Origin of the sequence: Pelatocladus sp. BLCC-F211 (genome assembly GCF_041928655.1) — a bacterium.
Lineage (GTDB): Bacteria > Cyanobacteriota > Cyanobacteriia > Cyanobacteriales > Nostocaceae > Pelatocladus.
Map to the genome: position 1 here is coordinate 1 of NZ_JBHFLM010000175.1, position 20,215 is coordinate 20,215.

Consider the following 20,215-nt stretch of genomic DNA (forward strand, 5'->3'; position numbering starts at 1 on the left):
ATGAGGATTTCAAACAGTTAGTAATGTTTGTCATACTGTCTATATTAATTACTCACTAATTTACGTGATTATATTTAATTGAAATTGTATCTATTAGTACTAGTATATGTGCTACAAAATGAAGTGCGGAATGTGGGTTATCTATGCCAATGGTGGTAATATTATCCATGCAGACCAACACACAGACTTTGCAGCCGGATTATTTCTCACACGCTTAGAGTGGCAATTAACAGGATTTAATTTACCACGGGAATTTATCGCACCAGCTTTTAATGCGATCGCTCAACCACTAAATGCAAAATGGGAACTGCACTTTTCTGATACTGTTCCTCGTATAGCCATCTGGGTTAGTAAACAAGACCATTGTTTATTTGACTTAATTTGGCGACACCGCGCCAAAGAATTTACTGCTGAAATTCCCTTAATGATCAGCAATCATCTTCAACTTCAGGAAGTCGCAGAACAATTTGGGATTGACTATCATCACATTGGTGTGAATAAAGACAATAAATTAGAACAAGAAGCCAAACAACTAGAATTATTGCAGCAATATAAGATTGATGTAGTTGTCTTGGCAAAATATATGCAAATTCTCAGCGCTGATTTTATTGCTAAATTTCCCCAAATTATTAATATTCACCACTCTTTTTTACCAGCATTTGTCGGCGCTAATCCTTATCATAAAGCTTTTGAACGTGGTGTCAAAATCATTGGCGCAACAGCCCATTATGTAACTTCTGACTTAGATGCAGGCCCAATTATTGAACAAGATGTAGTCCGGGTTAGCCACCGTGATGAAGTTGAAGATTTAATTAGAAAAGGCAAAGATTTAGAAAGAGTTGTCTTAGCAAGAGCGGTGCGATCGCATTTACAAAATCGCGTGCTAGTATATGGCAACCGCACAGTAGTATTTGAGTGATTTATTACTTGGTGTCTTAGTGCCTTGGTGGTAAGCATTTTAAACCAAAAAGACTCCAAGACACAAAGATTTTTAATTCAAATAAAACAATAATCCAATTCCCGCGATCGCGATCATCACACCCGCGATCGCTCTCCAGCTAACTTTTTCGCCTAACCAAATCCCAATGGGGATAATAAACACCGGACTAGTTTGCAGCAAGGTAGAAGCAATCCCTGCAACGGTGAATTTTAAAGCTATCTGCTGTAACCAAATTCCTAAGTAAGTTCCGCAAAAAGCAGCAAAAATAATTGCTGGTATTAGTCGTGCAGATCGCCAATCAGAGTACGGTATTGTTCTATTTTTGGGCTGAAAAAACAAACCCCAAAGCAGCAAAATTAATACACCAGCACTCAGCCGCAACAAAGCAGCCCACAAAGGACTAACATTTGCATTACTAAAAGCCGCACGCGAAAACAAAGCCCCCATAGCATTAGCGATCGCTGCTAACACTCCAAATCCAATTCCCCACCATAGACGCATTGCAGAACCAGAAACTCTTCCCCCATCTCCCCCATCTTCAGGAGTCCGTTCTGTCACTACCCAAGCAACTCCCAAAATTGTCAGCAAAATCCCACACCAAGCACTCAAATTCAGCTTTTCCTGCAAAAAAATCATTGCTCCAATCGCTGTGATTGGTGGCGCTAAGGTTCCCATGAGTAAAGCGCGACGTGGTCCCAAAGTATTAATAGAAGCAAAGAAGACTGTATCACCCAAACCAATCCCTACTACACCACTGAGGAGAATCAGACAAAGGGGAGTGGGGGGAATGTTGGGAAATAATTCGCCACTCAGAACAATGGTGAGTAAAAGCAGAGCGATCGCAACTATACCTTTCATGAAGTTGAGTTGCACAGGTGGGATACGCTCACCCAAACGTCCATACACCACAGATGCGATCGCCCATAAACAAGCAGCAGACAAAGCTGCTATTTCACCCTGAAAACTTGTCATTCGATTTTAGATTTTGGATTGTAGATGGGCTGGCAATTTTAACAAATTATTAAAAATAATATTTACCCCTTTCCAAACACGCAAAAAATTTCATATTTTAGGATTAATACTCTTATTAACTTTAGCACTAAATGCACCCAAATGCTAAATTTTTGATTGATAAACTTTAGCACTCAAAACAATAAAGTGCTAATGTATCTAGTTTTAAAGACATACTATATAAAGTACTAGAATACTGAAAATAAATATTTTTTTCAGTTAATAATAAGAACAACATAAGTAAGTCGGATGGAATCAAAATAGCGATAATTACGAAAATTAAACATACCTCAAAGTAGAGACGCAAGGAACATCACGTCTCTACTAATAACCAATAATCAATGACAAATGACCATTGTACAGACTCGATTTATCGCGTCTGTACCAATGACAAATGACTTACTTAATTTCCAAACTTTCATATTGAGGAAGCAGCAATGAAATACACTTTTGATATTGTTGGAGTATCTCAAGTTTTACAGTTTTTTCATCATCAACAAGAAACTTTGCACAAACCCCAACATCAAGGTGTGGAATATATAGCGACGCATACATGTACGTTAGATGCATTTCTAGAATCTGTGGAGCCAGTACCACCAAAATGGAATTGGGATAAGGATGAGGTTGTGAGTACAGTGATAGATTTTTGGATGCAGAATTCTGATAGTATTTGTTATTGGAAAGCACGTTTAATTGATGCTGGCACTGATAATTTACTGATAGCAAGAGTTGCAGATATCAAAGCCTTAAAAGTGGAATTAGAATCTTTGTTAGGTGGAAATTTGTAGTAGAGACGTTGTACTGCAACGTCTCTACATGTCCAAAATATTGCGATCGCAACAATTACCAATTACCAATTATCGACACGGGCGGATAATATAAGTGTTCAAGCGAACACAGAGAGCAAGATCCCCGACTTCTTAAAAAAGTCGGGGATCTTGTTGTTCACGAATGATTTAGAAATGCTATATAATACCGAGTTCGGATAATAATTTTATATTCCTACTCCCATCGCAACCATTTAGTTAATACCCCAATTACCCATTACCCATTACCCACTACCTAATGTTACATATCTTTAAGCTTAAATTGCAGATGTGATCGTTGAACAATAGTAGTAAGATAAGTATATTTGCCGCATCTACCTTGGTACATTCTCAAGCTACGCGCACTGTACCAAACTCCTATTTATTACTCTGTGTCAAATGTTTGTCTCTGTCTTTCCACTTAAGAACATAGAAACATTTTGATGCTAATAGTACTGATGTAACCGTAAGCTATAGGATGTTAGTTACATCATTATAGTCGGTAATCTCCACCAGGTTTTTGTGAAAATTTTGTAAAATAGTTCGCTTTTTGATGAAAAAATTCTTAGCTTTTGATAAAGATACTGTAAAACTTCTAGACCGACAAAACACTCAGACTGGAAATCGATTAGCCTGTATGGAAGAGTACAATGACCAAAGTCATGTAACAAGTTTCTTCTAAATTTTCATTAAAAAATAAAGGTTCTGATAAATGAAATGAACTGTGGCAATGTTGAAACTTATACAAAGTACAAATTTTATTTTTTGAAAGACAAAATCTATAAAAGAACCATTAGAAGTCGGTGAAAGTTTTGTAACAAGAATATGTAATTAATTCCACTTGCCTAAAGTTGAGGCCAACTGGTGATAAAATTATGCAGAATCATTCTAGTAACAACAATGCCCTAGAAAGTTATGACAGTAAAAAGAGTAAATTTTTAACGCCCTTTCAGCGAAAACTTCTACTCAAAAAATTGCAAACTGATTTGCAGCCAGAATACAAACGCAGGCTAGAAATTATGTTGCTAGCAGACATGGGTAAAAGTCAGGCTGAGATATGTCGCATTTTAGGTTGCTCTCAGGAGATGGCACGATATTGGATTGCTATGGTACAAGCAGGCCTAGCCCACCAATGGAATGAGCGAGCAAAAGGCAGACCAAAAACTGTTAACAAGCAATATCTTGAAAGATTGCAAGAACTAGTAACACATAGCCCGCGTGAATATGGTTATGCCTTTAGCAGTTGGACAGCCCAATGGTTAAGCAAACACCTAGCTTTTGAACTAGGAATTGAGATTAGCGATCGCCACATTAACCGACTCCTTAAACAGAAAGGGCTGTCTACCAAACAGAAATATCAAAAAGGCAAACAAGAAACTGACCAGTTAAAAAACGCTGGAATTCAGATTTGTGATTTGCAATCTAACTGTGAATTGAAAGTTGATTATTCATTGAACCTAATGAAAATCAGCAACTAAGTATATTTGTGAGGTACGGAAATGCCATCAGTATTTGACCAGCAGCAGCTAGGTCAAACGCTCACCCGTGTTTTAGGTGAAAAGCTTGCTAATCAAGAAATGCAAAGCTGCATGAAGGCGGTAGAAATCATCAAGCCGCCAGTAGCAAAGCTTTTTTGGCAAGCGACGACAGGAAAACCAGGAATTTATCTTGTCTTAACGGGTAAAGTGCGGCTATTAGATCGCTCAAACAACTTAATTACTACCCTCAATCCTGGAGGAGGATTTGGTGAAACGAGTTTGTTTGCACAAGAACTATGGCTTCCCTATGCTGCTAGAGCTTCTTCTAACTTGCAACTTGCTTATTTACCAAGCGGGGTTTTGCAAGCTTTGATCAGCAAGCACCCCCGGATTGGCGATCGCCTCAGAAAACAAGCAGAAATTTGGGATTTAATGCTCACTTTGCTGCATCAATATCAAGAACAAAACAGTACCTCTGGTGAAGGTATACTCCAAGCCTTATCTGTATTTGAGCGACATGATTTAGAGTTGGGTAGTGTTAATGCCAAACTCCGCCAAGATAGTAAATTATGGCTGGTACATCGGGGAGAATTACAACATCCTGATGGTCGTTGTTTAACTCCTGGAAATATCTATGAAATATCCCGCGCAGACGATTTGCGGGTTACACAACCTACAACAATTGCATATACTCTCAGTCATGCAAATTGGGAAATAGTCCTGCAACATTGGCCTGACTTAGCCCAATTAATTGACTCAAAAGTTGCTTCAGATACCACACAAAAACCTCTTGAGAACAGAAAAGTCATTCCTTTTCCCTCAACAGAGTCGTCCACAAAACCAAAACCAAAAAAACGCCAATCTTATTTTCCCAGTCCTCAAGTAAAATTCGGGCAACTTTGGGGACACATCACTCGGCGCTATCCTTTTTATGCTCAACAAAGCGCCTCAGACTGTGGTGCAGCTTGCTTGGTAATGATTGGTCGTTATTGGGGCAAACAGTTTAGTATTAGTTGGTTGCGAGATTTAGCCAATACTAACCGTAGCGGTGCTTCAATCAAAGGTTTAGTCGCCGCTGCGGAAAGTATCGGCTTTTCTACCCGACCTGTCAAAGCTAGTCTCGATCAATTAGCACAACAATCATTACCAGCAATTGCCCATTGGGAAGGTAAACATTATATAGTTGTCTACGAAATAAACAAAAAGCGAGTCATTGTCTGCGATCCTGCAATTGGACAACGCAGTCTCACCCACGAAGAATTCCAAGCTAATTGGACTGGTTATGCGTTGTTATTGCAACCAACAGTCGGGTTAAAAGAAACTCCAGAAGCCACTCAACCATTTTGGCGATTTTTTGATTTAGTCAAACCTCATACGGTTGTATTGGTAGAGGTTTTTGGTGCTTCGGTCTTGATTCAATTATTTGGGCTAGTAACACCACTATTTACTCAATTACTTTTGGATCGAGTCGTTGTCCAAGGTAGCACCTTGACTTTAAACGCTGTGGGTTTGGGGTTAATCATTTTTGGTTTATTTCGTGTCGTCATCAGCGCCCTACGACAATATTTATTAGATCACACAGCTAACCGGATAGGCGTCGCCTTGATGGTGGGTTTTATTAAACACACTTTTAGTTTACCTTTAGCATTCTTTGAATCTCGATACGTTGGTGATATTGTTTCTCGCGTCCAAGAAAATCAAAAAATTCAGCGCTTTTTAACAGGAGAAGCACTGACAATTGTTCTGGATTTATTAACAGTATTTATCTATATTGGATTGATGTTTTGGTACAGTTGGCAACTAGGATTACTGGTGCTATTCGTTGTACCACCATTTGTTTTAGTTGCCCTGATTGCCACACCTTTTTTACGCTTAATATCCAGAGAAATTTTTACGAGTTTAGCAAAAGAAAGTAGCTACCTGATCGAATCACTGACCGGGATTCGGACAATTCGTTCCATGGCGATTGAGCAGACAGTCCGGTGGCGTTGGGAAGAACTGCTCAATCAATCGGTGAAAAAGAATTTTTCTGGTCAAGTGATTGGTGTACGGTTGCAACTTGTAAGTACTACTATTGAAACTTTAGCAACCACAATTTTACTTTGGTTTGGCGCATGGCAGGTAATCCAAAACCAACTAACTATTGGGCAATTAGTTGCTTTTAATATGTTGTTGGGTCAGGTAATTCAGCCTTTTCGACGATTAATTGTCTTGTGGAATCAACTACAAGAAGTAGTAATTTCTACAGAGCGGATTAACGATGTTCTGGAAGCCGAACCAGAAGAAGACTTAAGCGTCTCAGCCAAACAAATGCTTCCCGAACTGAGTGGTAGTGTTCGCTTTGTGGGAGTAACTTTCCGTTATCATCCCGAAAGCGAATATAACATCCTGGAAAATCTCAGCTTTGAAATCAAGCCAGAACAAACAGTAGCCCTTGTTGGACGTAGCGGTTCTGGGAAAACCACCCTCTCAAAACTCATATTAGGTTTATACCCACCGACAGATGGCAAAATCTTGATCGATGGTCAAGATATCACAGCTCTTTCTTTGCGATCGCTGCGACAACAAATAGGAGTTGTTGATCAAGATACCTTTTTGTTTGGTGGAACTATTCGCGAAAACCTGAGCATTGCTCACCCCCAAGCCACCCTAGAAGATATTATCCAAGCTGCAACCATTGCTGGTGCAGATGAATTTATTCGCCGACTACCGATGGGTTATGAAACTCAAATTGGTGAAGGAGGTGGTTTACTCTCTGGTGGACAACGCCAAAGGCTGGCGATCGCTAGAGCATTGGTTGGTAATCCCCGCTTATTAATTTTTGACGAAGCTACAAGTCATCTGGATACAGAATCAGAGCGGATCATTCAAAATAATCTCAAAACGATTTTGAGTGGGCGCACAAGTATTATTATTGCTCATCGCCTCTCGACGATTCGCAATGCGGATTTAATTCTGGTTTTGGATCGCGGTGTGTTAATTGAAAGCGGTACTCACGATGAATTGATCAACGCCAAAGGACACTATTTTTATCTTAATCAACAACAACTTGCTCAAGTTGGTTAAGATAAAGTTTTTTCTTTTTCCTAATCTCTATTTGAACCAAGGGTGCAGACAAAATATCCTACCAAATAATTTCTTTGAAGGTACAGAGCAAGAAAATTTCATGAGTTGAGTCAATTCCAAAATCCAAAATTGTTTGACAGGGTACACAAGTATGGCTAACTTATCCAACAACTTACCGTCTATATCAGCAAACAATCAGACAAATGGGCGTCGTAATTACAGATCGGCTGAAGATAATGAATTCGAGCAAGCAAATTTCGCAGAAACAGAAGCAAATGATTGGTATTATGGCACAGAAGAACTGTTAGATGCCTTACCCAAGCGTTGGACACGTTCTTCATTATATTTTTTAATGAGTTTTGCTGTTGTCGTTTTACCTTGGACAGCATTTTCTCAAGTGGATGAAACAGGAAACGCCAGAGGACGGATAGAACCACTAGGAAAAACGCGAAAATTAGATAGTCAAGTCGGTGGTAGTGTTGTAGCCGTTAAGGTAAAAGAAGGAGATACAGTTAGAGCAGGACAAGTTTTAGTTGAGTTGGAATCAGATGTTCTGCGAACCGATTTACAACAAACAAAAACTAAGCTCGAAGGATACCAAAATCGGTTAGTACAGTTTGAGTTACTCAAAAACCAAATAATTTTAACAAATAGCGTTCAAGAACAACAAAATAAATCCCAAGAATTAGAAAAACTTTCACAAATAAATCAAGCCCAGCAAGAATTAAGTGCAAAAGAGAGTACTTATAACTCACAAAAAATAGAAAAACTAGCTTTGGTTGATCAAGCAAAGCAGAATATTAATACTACCCAGGTCATTCATAAATTAGCTAACACTCGTTTAGTTCAGGACCAGATAGAGGCTGAACGCTATCAACAATTACAAAACCAAGGTGTTGTTCCCAAAATTAAAGTTGTAGAACTAGAAAAGGAAACACAAGAAAGTCAACAATTACAAGAAAAAGCTCAATCTGAAGCCAAACAAGCCGAATTACGTTACAAAGAGGAAACTAGTCGTTATCAAACAGTAATTAATCAAGCAAAAGCAGAGATTGAACAAGCTAAACTACGTTTGCAAGAACAGCGCAATGGTTATAAAAGTGTAGTGGAAGCAGGAAAAATAGCTGTTCTCAAAAATGAACAACAACTCAAAGATTTACAATCACAAGTTGCTGAGTTGCGATCGCTCATCGCTCAGAGTAGAAGTGAAATTTTATCATTAAATCTTCAGTTACAGCAACGTGTTATTAGATCGCCAATTAATGGTGTAATTTATGAGTTGCCGATCGAAAAACCCGGCGCTGTCGTCCAAGCTGGTCAAGAAGTTGCTCAGATTGCACCGAGTAATTCTGATTATATCCTCAAGGCACAAATGCCTAGCCAAGAAAGTGGTTTCTTAAAGGTGGGAATGCCTGTGAAAATGAAATTTGATGCTTATCCTTTCCAAGATTATGGAGTTGTTGAAGGACAAGTACGTTGGGTTTCACCAGATTCAAAAATTGTCGAAACCCCTCAAGGTAATATCGAAGTTTTCGATGTCGAAGTTACTCTAGATAAACCTTATATTCAAACAGGGGATAAACGTATTATGCTTACCCCTGGTCAAACAGCAACCGCAGAGGTAATAGTTCGTCAACGTCGTCTAGCTGATTTTATTTTAGATCCGTTTAAGAAACTGGAAAAAGGTGGTTTGGAGTTGTAGTTAAATAAAGGCAATCATGATGTAATAGTTAGCAGTTAGTTGTTATCATTAGCTATTAGTTAATTGATAAATTTAACTGTTAAACAACTATTGACTAGATGCAAACTTTGTAATTGGAATTCAGAATTTCACCATGTCGAAAGAGTTAAAAATTTCCAGCGTAGATATTTTGCAGCAAATCAAACTCTCCTGCCAAATTCCAGAATTAGTACAAGCGATCGCAAATCGCAAAATTGTTACTGATGCTGCAAATCAAGCAGGGATAAAAGTTGAAACCACAGAATTACAAAAAGCAGCAGATAATTTGCGCGTAGCTAATAAACTGCTGAAAGCAGAAGACACTTGGGCATGGCTGAAAAAACATCATCTTGCTGTAGAAGAATTTGAACTATTAGCAGAAACGAATTTGCTTTCTGCTAAACTGGCCAGTCATTTATTTGCTGATAAAGTTGAGCCGTTTTTTTATGAAAATCAACTTAATTATGTAGCTGCGGCTATCTATGAAGTTGTTTTAGATGACGAAGACTTGGCTTTAGAACTATTTTATGCCCTTCAAGAAGGCGAAATTAGTTTCGCAGAAATTGCTCGCCAATATATTCAAAATCCAGAATTACGCCGTGCTGGTGGATATCTTGGTGTGAAAACTCGCAGTGAATTACGTCCAGAAATTGCTGCTGCTGTTTTTGCTTGCAATCCACCAGGAGTAATTAAGCCTATTGTTACTCCTAAAGGAGTTCATTTAATCTGGGTGGAAGAAATCATTCAACCTCAATTAAATGATTTAGTGCGACTCAAGATTCTGAGTGATTTATTTGCTAATTGGTTAAAACAACAAAGTTCTACATGGAACATAAATGTAGATTTAGACTCAGAGCATAATTCTTCAGCAAAAGAATTGTTGCAGCAAGTTTAGTTTAAATTTAGACCTGAATCTAAATGTAAAGACGTAGCAGTGCTACGTCTTTGACAAGGTTTTTGGAATCACTTGATATAGTTGACAGAATTAAACCTGTCAACTAAAATTTGGTGGTATTGTAAAAAGTTAAAACTTTTCGCAACACCACCAATACGTTTACCCTACACAGAAAAGGGTATCAATTTTTTGTTCAGATTACTTATGGTTGTAGAACAAACTACTGTTTTACAACCATAATTATTTGACTTTAGAGATTAAACTCCACCAATTGCGCCCAAGAGTTCAGAGAAGCTAACTCCAAACTGACCAATCTTCTGGCTAGCAATTGCTCCTGCAAAACTACCTAGAGTAGCAATCAAGTTATCGAAGGAACCACCACCAACAACAGCAGCAGCATCAACTTCAGATACTTCGGTCATTTCTACATTGATGTCGGAAATTGTAATTCTAGACATGATCTAATTCCTTTTGAGTTCAAGTTAAGTATTTTGAGAAGCGTTTTTAGAGATTAAACTCCACCAATTGCGCCCAAGAGTTCAGAGAAGCTAGCTCCAAACTGATAAATCTTCTGGCTAGCAATTGATCCCGCAAAACCAGCTAGGGTAGCAATCAAGTTATCGAAGGAACCACCACCAACAACAGCAGCAGCATCAACTTCAGATACTTCGGTCATTTCTACATTGATGTCGGAAATTGTAATTCTAGACATGATCTAATTCCTCTTGAGTTCAAGTTAAGTGTTTTGTTTTGGACTTAGCTTTTGTTCGCTTCATCCATGTCTTTATTTTGCTATTTAAAACCACGAAAAACAAGGGTTTACAATGAAGGCTTTAGACAAAGTCACTGGAATTTTGTCTCAAAAATTTCTTAAAGTGTAGAAGTTGATTTTTGAAGATATTGTTAATAGTATTTATGAAGTAAAGATTAAGTACAGCAATCAAATACCTTTCATCCTCATTGCTTTTTTGAGATGTTTTACCAGGATTCAAATACACCAAAATCTCTAAAAATCAATATATCTATTTATTCAGTCATCTCTCAAAGCGAATTTGAAGTAGTTGTAAAGCATGATTGCCGACTTAGAAAAGATAAAATTACAAATTATTTATCCTTTTCTTATAGTTTATGATTCCAAATGCCAGGTCAAGTTTTTCTGAAGAAGTTTAAAGACAAAATTCCTGCAATTTTGTCTTGAGAAGTTTACCTGTTTCAGCAAGAAGGCTCACAAGGAGCTACCCGACGCAAAATTCACGACTGTAACCATATCGAAAAATGCTGACGGTACCTACTACGCATCTATATCTTGCTTTGAAGCCTCATGAAATTAAATTTCCCAGATGGATACTAGATGAGAGAACTGACTTATAAAGGTAAATAAATAGTGAATGTAGACCCCTCACCAACTTTGCTAGTAACAGTAATGCTACCGCCGTGTGCTTCGATAATACGTTTGGCGATCGCCAAGCCTAATCCAACTCCTCGACCTTGACGAGAGCGATCGCCTGTGTAGAATTGCTCAAAAATCCGGGGAAGATCGCTGTCTTTGATCCCTTTACCTTGATCGCGGATTTTGACAACAGCCTGTTTACCTTCTTTGTAGCCAGTGATAAATATCTGAGAATTAGGGGCTGAGTGCTTGATGCCGTTATCTAGTAAATTGAGAAGTGATTGCAATAGCCTTTCTGAATCACCTTGTATTTGTAATTCAGCTACATTTACTTGGGCGAAAATTTGCGAATTTTGCATTCGCGTTTCCACAGCTCTGACTGCACGATTAATTAAACTAGAAAGCTGAAGACGCTGCTTTTCCAGGTGTGTCACCCCAGCTTCCAAGCGTCCTAAATCCAGTAAATCATCAATCAAGCGTGATAGCCGTTTGGTTTCGTCTTCTACAGTCTTCAAAAAGCGATCGCTCACTGCTGGTTCTGCGATCGCACCGTTACGCAGAGCTTCAACCGTCACCAATACATTACTAATCGGGGTGCGGAGTTCATGAGACACGTTTGCTAGAAATGCTCGCCGTTCCTGATCCAACGAAGCCAAACGCTCGCTCATACGATTGAGTTCTATTGCTAACTGGTCTAATTCGTTACTTTGACGAATTTGAAGCTTATCGCCAAAATGCCCACTACCCAGACGAATAGCAAAGTTTTTCATCATTTGAATGGGACGGGAAAGACTGCGCGCCAACCATTCACTGATGAAAGCGCAAACTAAAAGCGTAAATAAAAGTGTACCTAGTACTGTCCATATCACTGTGGCAAACTGGCGTTGAAATTGCTGCAAAGTAATAGACATTCGCAACACACCCAACAACCTACCGTTACGCATGATTGGTTGGGCGATAAATAGTCTATCGTCGTTGGACAAAACTCCTTTTGCTACGCCTTGGACTTCTTGTTTTTCTAAAGCTGCATGTATTCCAGGTACTACTAGCCAGTCTTTGATTTGTTGATCTTGTTGAGGATTGGATGAGGCTAGAAGTAAACCTTTATTGTCGAATACTCTCAATGTGATAGTCTCGGCTGCACCATAACGCTGCACTATTAGCTGTACTTGTTTACGCTTATTGTCCTCTAGCACCTCAGCAATACTTTCATTAATCGCAGTACTCCAGCTCCGCATTTCTACCTGCCTCACTTTCATAAAGTAGGCATAGAATGACCAAAGAATGTATCCTGCCATCAGCGAGGTTCCCAAAGCAGTCAGCAACAGATAAGTAGCTAAAAGTTTGGTATGAATGGAATTCCACTTAATTTTTGATAACCAACTCATCATCTATAATTTACGATTGCTTTTCAGCACGACGCCGCAACACTGCTTTAATGCGTGCCAAAAGTTCACGAGTATTAAAGGGTTTTGTCACATAATCGTCTGCTCCCGCCTCTAATCCCCATATTTTGTCCACATCTTGGTCTTTGGCAGTCAGCATTACAATTGGCACATCAGAAAATGCACGAATCCGCCAGCAAACTTCCATTCCATCAACTTCTGGCAACATCAAGTCTAACAAAATCACATCTGGCACTTGCTTGTGAAACTGTTTAATTGCACTGTGACCATCTGCTGCTGTTGTCACCGTATAGCCTTCTTTTTGCAAGCTATAAGAAAGACTTTCTCGCAAAGCTTCTTCGTCATCTACTAGTAATACGTGAGGCATACTTTCTCTGAGGTTAATAATTTCTTTTCTAGAAAATTATGCTGTAATTTAATCTTGAAAACATGCTTAATAATAACATTTTTATATGTTTTATATATATTTATTATGCAATTGCTCCTCAAATTGCTGCTCAAGTAGCAGCAATTTGAGGAGCGATCGCTTCACCATTAGATGTACGTTGTTTTGGTGATAGATAATATATTCCAAAATTCCTACCAAATTTAATATTTGAAATTTTAAATTACTGAATATTGTTACTTTCTGAAAAAATACGGGAACTATATCTATGGTCTGATGATTATTTCTTAATTGAGTAGTAATGTTAGCTTCCTCTCGTCAAACTAGTCAAACTACAGGTGCATTTTTTTCAGCTTGTCTGTGTATTTTGGGTGTTTGCTTGTTGCAATTTCCACACATGCAACAACTAATCTCTATTCAGAAAAGTGCTTCATTAGAAACTTTAGAAAGAGAAATAGACGCAGAAAAACTTCGGTTGAATTTGCTCAAACAAATGCCGAGTTTTGGTTATACTAATTTAATTGCAAACTGGATATATCTAGATTTCTTGCAATACTTTGGTGATGATGAAGTTCGCACGAAAACAGGTTACAGTCTGAGTCCCGAATATTTTGAAGTCATCTTGAAACACGATCCGCGATTTTTAGAAGCTTACCTGAGTCTTTCTACCAGTACTTCTATGTATGCTGCCATGCCAGAGCGTTCCATAGCATTAATGAAAAATGGCTTAAAGTCTCTTTCTCCCTGGGTTCCCTCTAAGTCTTATTATGTGTGGCGTTATAAAGGCATTGATGAATTATTATTTTTAGGCGATTCTCTGAATGCCAAACAATCTTTTCAACAAGCTGCTAACTGGGCAAATAATCATGCAGATGAAGAGAGTAAACAGGTTGCGGCATTTTCCCAAAAAACAGCTGAATTTTTAGAACGTAATCCTGATAGTAAATATGCTCAAATTGCTACCTGGATGATGGTATTAAATAATCAGGTTGACGAAAAAACCTACCAAAGAGCAATTGTTGCGATAGAAGCTTTAGGAGGAAAAGTCATCAAAAATCCTGACGGTTCCACTAGGATTAGATTACCTAAACAAGATTGAGTCATTTGTTATTGGTCATTTGTCCATTGGTCAATAGTCAATAGTTATTTCCCCCTTGTCCCCCTTTCCTTGTCCCCAATCCCCGATCCCCAATCCCCCATTCGCCCCTACTGCTACAACGGCAAATTAATCCATTCCCAAACCCTAGAGTTACCTATTGACGATCCAGGTTTACTCTACGGGGCAACGGTCTTTACGACTTTGCGGGTGTATGATGAATGCTTGGAGCATCGACTCACTAACTGGCAAGCTCACTGCGATCGCCTGAAATTTAGCTTGCAAGCTTTTGATTGGTTAGTACCACAACAAGAGCGATTACGTCAAGGCGCAGAATTGCTCATAGCGTACTTCCCCATCCTCAGAATCTCTGTATTTCCTGATGGGCGAGAATGGATTACTGGTCGGGAATTACCAAAAGACTTAACAGAAAAACAAAATCATGGGGTATCTGCTACCTTATCATCCCCAAAATACTATCGGAGTTTACCCGATCACAAGACTGGAAATTATCTTAGTGCTTGGCTAGCGAGAAATAGCGCTCAAAAACTAGACGCCCAAGAAGCAATATTAGTAGATGCTCTGGGAAATTGGCTAGAAACGAGTACAGGTAATCTTTTCGGTTGGGGGGATGGTTGTTGGTGGACGCCTCCCCTAACGGTGGGAATTTTACCCGGAATCATGCGATCGCAACTAATCAACTATTTGAAACAACAGCAGCAGCTAGTACGAGAGGAACCTTGGACACCGGAACTAGTCAAAAAAATGGAAGCGATCGCCTATTGCAACAGTGTGGTCGAAATAGTTCCGATCCACACCGTCATTCAGCCTACAGGATCGCTACAATATAATCCCTACCATTCTTGTTTTCAACAAATACGGAGATATTTACTAGCATTGTAGGTGTGGAATTTGGTATACCTTAAGATAAGTTAACATAATTCTTAAAATGCCCTCGCACGAAAAATTTAGGAGGATTGACCTCAGTGAATAATAAACGGTGGAGAAATGCGGGGCTGTACGCACTGCTTTTTATTGTTGTCATTGCTCTTGGGACAGCATTTTTTGACAAGCAACCCCAAAGCAGAGAAACATGGCGATACAGTCAATTTATTCAAGAAGTCCGAGCTGGCAAGGTAGAAAAAGTCAGTATTAGTGCGGATAGGTCTACGGCTATAGTCACCCCTAAATTTGACTCTAAGAAGAAATTGGTGACTTTGGTTAATGACCCTAATCTCATCAACGAACTTAACGAACAAAGCGTTGATATTATTGTTTTGCCTCAAACTGACGAAGGATTTTGGTTTAAGGCACTTAGCAGCTTATTCTTCCCCGTATTACTTTTAGTTGGTTTGTTTTTCTTGTTACGTCGCGCCCAAAATGGTCCTGGTAGCCAAGCTATGAACTTTGGTAAATCCAAGGCCAGAGTGCAAATGGAACCACAAACCCAAGTTACCTTTGGGGATGTTGCTGGTATTGACCAAGCCAAGCTGGAATTAAACGAAGTCGTAGACTTTTTGAAAAATGCCGATCGCTTTACTGCTGTTGGAGCCAAAATTCCTAAAGGCGTTTTGTTAGTAGGGCCTCCTGGAACTGGTAAAACATTATTGGCTCGTGCTGTAGCAGGCGAAGCAGGTGTCCCCTTCTTCTCCATCTCTGGTTCTGAGTTCGTAGAAATGTTTGTGGGTGTGGGTGCATCCCGCGTCCGTGACTTATTCGAGCAAGCCAAAGCTAATGCGCCTTGCATTGTCTTCATCGATGAAATTGACGCTGTTGGTCGTCAGCGAGGTGCAGGTTTAGGTGGTGGTAACGATGAACGGGAACAAACCCTCAACCAGTTACTCACAGAAATGGACGGTTTTGAAGGTAACACCGGTATTATTATTATCGCTGCTACAAACCGCCCCGACGTTTTAGATGCAGCCTTGTTGCGTCCCGGTCGCTTCGACCGTCAAGTTGTTGTAGACCGCCCAGACTACTCTGGACGTGTGGAAATTCTCAAAGTTCACGCCCGTGGTAAAACTCTGGCGAAAGATGTGGACTTAGATAAAATTGCCCGTCGCAGTCCTGGTTTTACAGGTGCGGATCTATCGAACTTGCTCAACGAAGCTGCTATTCTGGCAGCACGTCGCAACCTGACCGAAATTTCAATGGATGAAATCAACGATGCGATTGATCGCGTTTTGGCAGGGCCAGAAAAGAAAGACCGAGTCATGAGCGAAAAACGCAAGGAACTGGTCGCCTATCACGAAGCTGGTCACGCTTTAGTTGGTGCGTTAATGCCAGACTATGATCCAGTGCAAAAAATTAGCATTATTCCTCGTGGTCGTGCTGGTGGTTTAACTTGGTTTACTCCTAGCGAAGATCGTATGGATAGTGGTTTGTATAGCCGTTCTTATCTAGAGAATCAGATGGCTGTGGCACTAGGTGGTCGTATTGCTGAAGAATTAATCTTTGGTGAAGAAGAAGTTACCACCGGTGCTTCTAATGACCTCCAACAAGTAGCACGTGTTGCTCGCCAAATGGTAACTCGCTTTGGTATGAGTGAAAAACTCGGACCAGTTGCCCTTGGTCGTCAGCAAGGCAATATGTTCTTAGGTCGGGATATCATGTCAGAACGTGATTTTTCCGAAGAAACTGCTGCTGCTGTTGATGAAGAAGTTCGTCAATTAGTAGATTCAGCTTATGCTCGTGCTAAGAAAGTTTTGACAGAGAACCGTCACGTTCTCGATCAACTTGCAGAAATGTTAGTTGAGAAAGAAACTGTAGACGCTGAGGAATTGCAAGACCTGTTGGCAAACAACGACGTGAAAACAGCAGCGTTTGCATAATGATTGAAGAGTTAGGAGTTAATTATTTAACTCTTAATTTGTCAGCCCAAATAACTCGCAAAAAGCAGGGAATTCTTGAATATTATAGAAATTCCCTGTTTTTTTGAGTGTATGCGCGACCTGAGAGTGTCAAAATATCGTCGGCTCGATTAAATCGAAGCGATCGCTTTAATTGAGGTAACGAAGATCGTTTGGATGGCATCAATTTTTTTCAAAGCAACTACAGCAGAAAGCGTAGCCAAACCGAGAATCAGGCTGTTAAAATCTAAACCACCTTTAATAAATGCAGACTCCGTTTCAGATAAGTCTGCAAGATAACTTTGTTCCAAAGAAATATCAGATATTGCAATTCTAGTCATGATATGTTTGTTTACACGTTACATTTGTTCACGTTTGTACTATTAGATGAACTCAGATTTTCCACCTGCCTAATATCTCATCACAGAATAAAATTTCTTGGCAATAGCTCAAGAATTCATTCTCGTGGCGTTGTTGGGACTGGTGCAAAATTTAAGTAAATTTTGTTATGTGGCAAATGTAATTCGCTCCAAATTCTGGATAACGAAAATACCCTGATAAATAAGTCTATGTTTTGGATATAGGGTTTTAACTTACTTTACCCCTTGCCACACTAGTATAGTATAAATTACTCAGTATGTTGTTAAAAATTTAATGAACTTATTTGAATTTACTTAGAAAATGGGTGTAGGGCTATCGGAGGAGTCATATTTTCATGACCTCGTTGTGGGCGATCGCCTCTGGGGTTATTTTGAGCATAGCTGGCTCTAGCCTTGATTCTACGATTGGAAGATTTTTTGTTTTTGTAAATTAATCGTTAAGCATGTTTAATTGAATTTTCAGAGTTTTACTGAACCATAATTAATTAACTCTAACCTTCATACTCATTTGGTGCAAAGATAGCCATGAAACCCAGGTAGATACATAACTAAAAACTTATATAACGCCAATAAAAAATTTAATAATGTTAGAATTTAACAGATTTAGATACAGTAAATTACACTCTTTATTTAGTCAGCGTCATTTAATAATCAAAGTGTGAGGAGGATTGAAACTTTATGCGAGTATTACTCGTCTATCCTATATTTCCCAAAACTTTTTGGTCATACGAAAAGATATTAGCATTAGTAAATCGGAAAGTTTTGCTGCCACCATTAGGTTTGGTAACTGTAGCCGCAATTTTGCCCCAGGAATGGGAATTTAAATTGGTGGATCGTAACATTCGTCCAGTTACAGAAGCAGAATGGGCTTGGGCAGATTTAGTAATTTTCTCTGCCATGATCGTCCAAAAACAAGATTTGCTCGATCAGATTCGAGAGGCAAAAAAACGTGGGAAGTTAGTTGCTGTAGGTGGTCCTTATCCTACTTCTACACCAACTGAACCAAAAGCAGCTGGCGCAGATTTTCTGATTCTGGATGAAGGAGAAATCACCCTCCCGATGTTTGTCGAAGCAATTCAACGGGGAGAAACATCTGGTACTTTACGGGCTACAGAAAAACCAGATGTCACCTCAACTCCCATACCCCGCTTTGATTTGCTAGATTTTGATGCTTACGACATGATGTCAATTCAATTTTCGCGCGGTTGTCCTTTTCAGTGCGAATTTTGTGACATTATTGTTCTTTATGGTCGCAAACCTCGTACCAAAGCACCAGCCCAATTATTATCAGAGTTAGATTATCTCTATGAACTGGGTTGGCGGCGGGGTGTTTTCATGGTGGATGATAACTTTATTGGCAACAAACGTAACGTTAAGTTGTTGCTCAAAGAGTTAAAAGTTTGGATGCAACAACATAATTATCCTTTCCGCTTTGACACCGAAGCATCTGTTGATTTAGCCCAAGACCCAGAATTGATGGAATTAATGGTAGAGTCTGGTTTTGCAGCGGTGTTCTTGGGGATCGAAACACCGGATGAAGAAAGTTTGCAACTGACGAAAAAATTTCAAAATACCCGTAGTTCTCTAGTTGAATCTGTACAAAGCATTATCAAAGCTGGTTTGCGTCCCATGGCGGGATTTATTATTGGTTTTGATGGTGAAAAATCAGGCGCAGGCGATCGCATTGTCCGTTTTGCAGAACAAGCAGCGATTCCTTCCACCACTTTTGCTATGTTACAAGCACTACCTGATACAGCCTTGTGGCATCGCCTAAAAAAAGAAGGACGACTGCGGGAAAACAAAGATGGTAACATCAACCAAACTACTTTGATGAACTTTATTGCCACTCGTCCCCTGGAAGAAATTGCTAGAGAATATGTGGAGGCATTTTGTGATTTATATGACCCGGTTAAATACTTAGACCGCACCTATCGCTGTTTTCTGATGATGGGTACGCCGAAATGGAAAGCACCCTTTAAAATGCCAGAGTGGGTAGTTGTCAAAGCCCTGTTAATTGTGATTTGGCGCCAAGGAATCAAACGGGAAACTCGTTGGAAATTCTGGCATCATCTCTTTAGCATTATTAAGCACAACCCCGGTATTGCCGAACATTACCTAGCTACCTGCGCCCACAACGAACATTTTCTAGAGTATCGCCAAATTGTTCGTGATCAAATTGAATCCCAGTTAGCAGAATATCTCGCCCAAGGTGCAGAAAAGCCCTATGTGCCAGAGAAAGAAAAGACAGAAGTACTAGCTGGTTAGCATGAGTTTGACAAAGCATGTGATTTTGCTACAATAACGCCCGCAGTTTACTTGCGGGCTTGCTTGCTACTACCTAGAACTTGCTGAAAAATATAGATAAAGGTGATGCTCTGTGCATTATTCCTCTTTTGTTACTACAGAAGATAGAAAAATACTGCCTCAACTCTGAATGCTAAACAAAATAATGAATTGTGCGATCACATCCCAACTTTGTCATTTAAATCCCCTTGTTGAAAATAGACGTAAAACATAGAGGTTTGAAATTATTCTCTACCGAAGGTAACAAAAGAGGGATTATTCAGAGCAGAGAAATATATCCTATGGCGTTGTGTGTACGTCTGAGTCTTCTGGGATTTTCTCTGCTACCCCCACTTATTGAGCCGATACAAAATTTTTTTCCAAAGTAGTTGACAAAGAAGAGGAGGGTAGCTACTATAGGAAAGTGCCAAACGAGCAAAGCGCTGCAAAGCGAGGCTTCGAGGGCATCCGAACCATGAAAACTGTATAGTTTGAAAGCATTATACACGA

General features: G+C 39.4%; 16 protein-coding genes and 1 pseudogene. 10 read left to right on the forward strand and 7 right to left on the reverse strand.

Annotation, left to right across the window (positions count from 1 at the left end; all coding sequences use genetic code 11):
- Positions 1 to 139: 139 nt before the first annotated feature.
- Positions 140 to 919 (forward strand): annotated as a pseudogene (purU, locus tag ACE1AT_RS21575) (formyltetrahydrofolate deformylase); the annotation flags it as partial.
- A gap of 72 nt (positions 920 to 991) precedes the next feature.
- Here purU and ACE1AT_RS21580 read toward each other — a convergent pair.
- Positions 992 to 1,912 (reverse strand): DMT family transporter, encoded by a 921-nt coding sequence (locus ACE1AT_RS21580; RefSeq protein ID WP_374872043.1) that lies wholly within the window; start codon positions 1,910 to 1,912, stop codon positions 992 to 994.
- A 476-nt stretch (positions 1,913 to 2,388) separates the two neighbouring features.
- Between ACE1AT_RS21580 and ACE1AT_RS21585 the strand changes: the two genes are divergently transcribed.
- The 5 genes from ACE1AT_RS21585 (at position 2,389) to ACE1AT_RS21605 (ending at position 9,916) form a co-directional block, all read left to right on the forward strand.
- Complete coding sequence (locus ACE1AT_RS21585) at positions 2,389 to 2,739, forward strand: hypothetical protein (RefSeq protein ID WP_374872045.1); 351 nt, start codon at positions 2,389 to 2,391, stop codon at positions 2,737 to 2,739.
- 893 nt (positions 2,740 to 3,632) lie between these two features.
- Positions 3,633 to 4,235 (forward strand): transposase, encoded by a 603-nt coding sequence (locus ACE1AT_RS21590; protein WP_374872047.1) that lies wholly within the window; start codon positions 3,633 to 3,635, stop codon positions 4,233 to 4,235.
- 21 nt (positions 4,236 to 4,256) lie between these two features.
- Positions 4,257 to 7,301, forward strand: a complete 3,045-nt coding sequence (locus tag ACE1AT_RS21595; protein WP_374872049.1) for an ABC transporter transmembrane domain-containing protein — start codon at positions 4,257 to 4,259, stop codon at positions 7,299 to 7,301.
- A 151-nt stretch (positions 7,302 to 7,452) separates the two neighbouring features.
- Positions 7,453 to 9,003, forward strand: a complete 1,551-nt coding sequence (locus ACE1AT_RS21600; RefSeq protein WP_374872051.1) for an HlyD family efflux transporter periplasmic adaptor subunit — start codon at positions 7,453 to 7,455, stop codon at positions 9,001 to 9,003.
- Between the two features lie 133 nt (positions 9,004 to 9,136).
- Positions 9,137 to 9,916, forward strand: coding sequence for a peptidylprolyl isomerase (locus ACE1AT_RS21605; RefSeq protein WP_374872053.1), 780 nt, complete (start codon positions 9,137 to 9,139; stop codon positions 9,914 to 9,916).
- Positions 9,917 to 10,173: 257 nt separating this feature from the next.
- Here ACE1AT_RS21605 and ACE1AT_RS21610 read toward each other — a convergent pair whose 3' ends face one another.
- The 4 genes from ACE1AT_RS21610 to ACE1AT_RS21625 all read right to left on the reverse strand — a co-directional run bounded on the left by ACE1AT_RS21610 (position 10,174) and on the right by ACE1AT_RS21625 (position 13,079).
- A complete protein-coding gene (locus ACE1AT_RS21610; RefSeq protein WP_374872055.1) occupies positions 10,174 to 10,374 on the reverse strand; it encodes a hypothetical protein in 201 nt (66 codons plus the stop codon).
- 53 nt (positions 10,375 to 10,427) lie between these two features.
- On the reverse strand, positions 10,428 to 10,628 hold the full coding sequence (locus tag ACE1AT_RS21615) for a hypothetical protein (protein WP_374872057.1): 201 nt from the start codon (positions 10,626 to 10,628) through the stop codon (positions 10,428 to 10,430).
- Positions 10,629 to 11,281: 653 nt separating this feature from the next.
- Positions 11,282 to 12,694 carry a sensor histidine kinase gene (locus ACE1AT_RS21620; protein ID WP_374872071.1) on the reverse strand — a complete coding sequence of 471 codons (1,413 nt, stop codon included), beginning with the start codon at positions 12,692 to 12,694 and terminating at the stop codon, positions 11,282 to 11,284.
- A 10-nt stretch (positions 12,695 to 12,704) separates the two neighbouring features.
- The gene (locus ACE1AT_RS21625) at positions 12,705 to 13,079 is read right to left on the reverse strand and encodes a response regulator transcription factor (protein WP_374872059.1); all 375 of its coding nucleotides are present in this window, start codon (positions 13,077 to 13,079) and stop codon (positions 12,705 to 12,707) included.
- 319 nt (positions 13,080 to 13,398) lie between these two features.
- On the opposite strand from ACE1AT_RS21625, the gene ACE1AT_RS21630 reads away from it, so the two are divergent.
- The 3 genes from ACE1AT_RS21630 to ftsH3 all read left to right on the forward strand — a co-directional run bounded on the left by ACE1AT_RS21630 (position 13,399) and on the right by ftsH3 (position 17,024).
- On the forward strand, positions 13,399 to 14,196 hold the full coding sequence (locus tag ACE1AT_RS21630) for a hypothetical protein (RefSeq protein ID WP_374872061.1): 798 nt from the start codon (positions 13,399 to 13,401) through the stop codon (positions 14,194 to 14,196).
- Positions 14,197 to 14,265: 69 nt separating this feature from the next.
- A complete protein-coding gene (locus tag ACE1AT_RS21635) occupies positions 14,266 to 15,096 on the forward strand; it encodes an aminotransferase class IV (RefSeq protein ID WP_374872063.1) in 831 nt (276 codons plus the stop codon).
- Between the two features lie 83 nt (positions 15,097 to 15,179).
- On the forward strand, positions 15,180 to 17,024 hold the full coding sequence (gene ftsH3 / locus ACE1AT_RS21640) for an ATP-dependent zinc metalloprotease FtsH3 (protein ID WP_017312914.1): 1,845 nt from the start codon (positions 15,180 to 15,182) through the stop codon (positions 17,022 to 17,024).
- A 149-nt stretch (positions 17,025 to 17,173) separates the two neighbouring features.
- Here the strand turns inward: ftsH3 and ACE1AT_RS21645 are convergent, their stop codons facing one another.
- A complete protein-coding gene (locus ACE1AT_RS21645) occupies positions 17,174 to 17,383 on the reverse strand; it encodes a hypothetical protein (protein ID WP_374872065.1) in 210 nt (69 codons plus the stop codon).
- Between the two features lie 717 nt (positions 17,384 to 18,100).
- Between ACE1AT_RS21645 and ACE1AT_RS21650 the strand changes: the two genes are divergently transcribed.
- On the forward strand, positions 18,101 to 19,687 hold the full coding sequence (locus ACE1AT_RS21650) for a B12-binding domain-containing radical SAM protein (RefSeq protein ID WP_374872067.1): 1,587 nt from the start codon (positions 18,101 to 18,103) through the stop codon (positions 19,685 to 19,687).
- Positions 19,688 to 19,985: 298 nt separating this feature from the next.
- Here the strand turns inward: ACE1AT_RS21650 and ACE1AT_RS21655 are convergent.
- Positions 19,986 to 20,215: hypothetical protein (locus ACE1AT_RS21655; RefSeq protein ID WP_374872069.1), on the reverse strand; the 230-nt coding region annotated here is incomplete at its 5' end.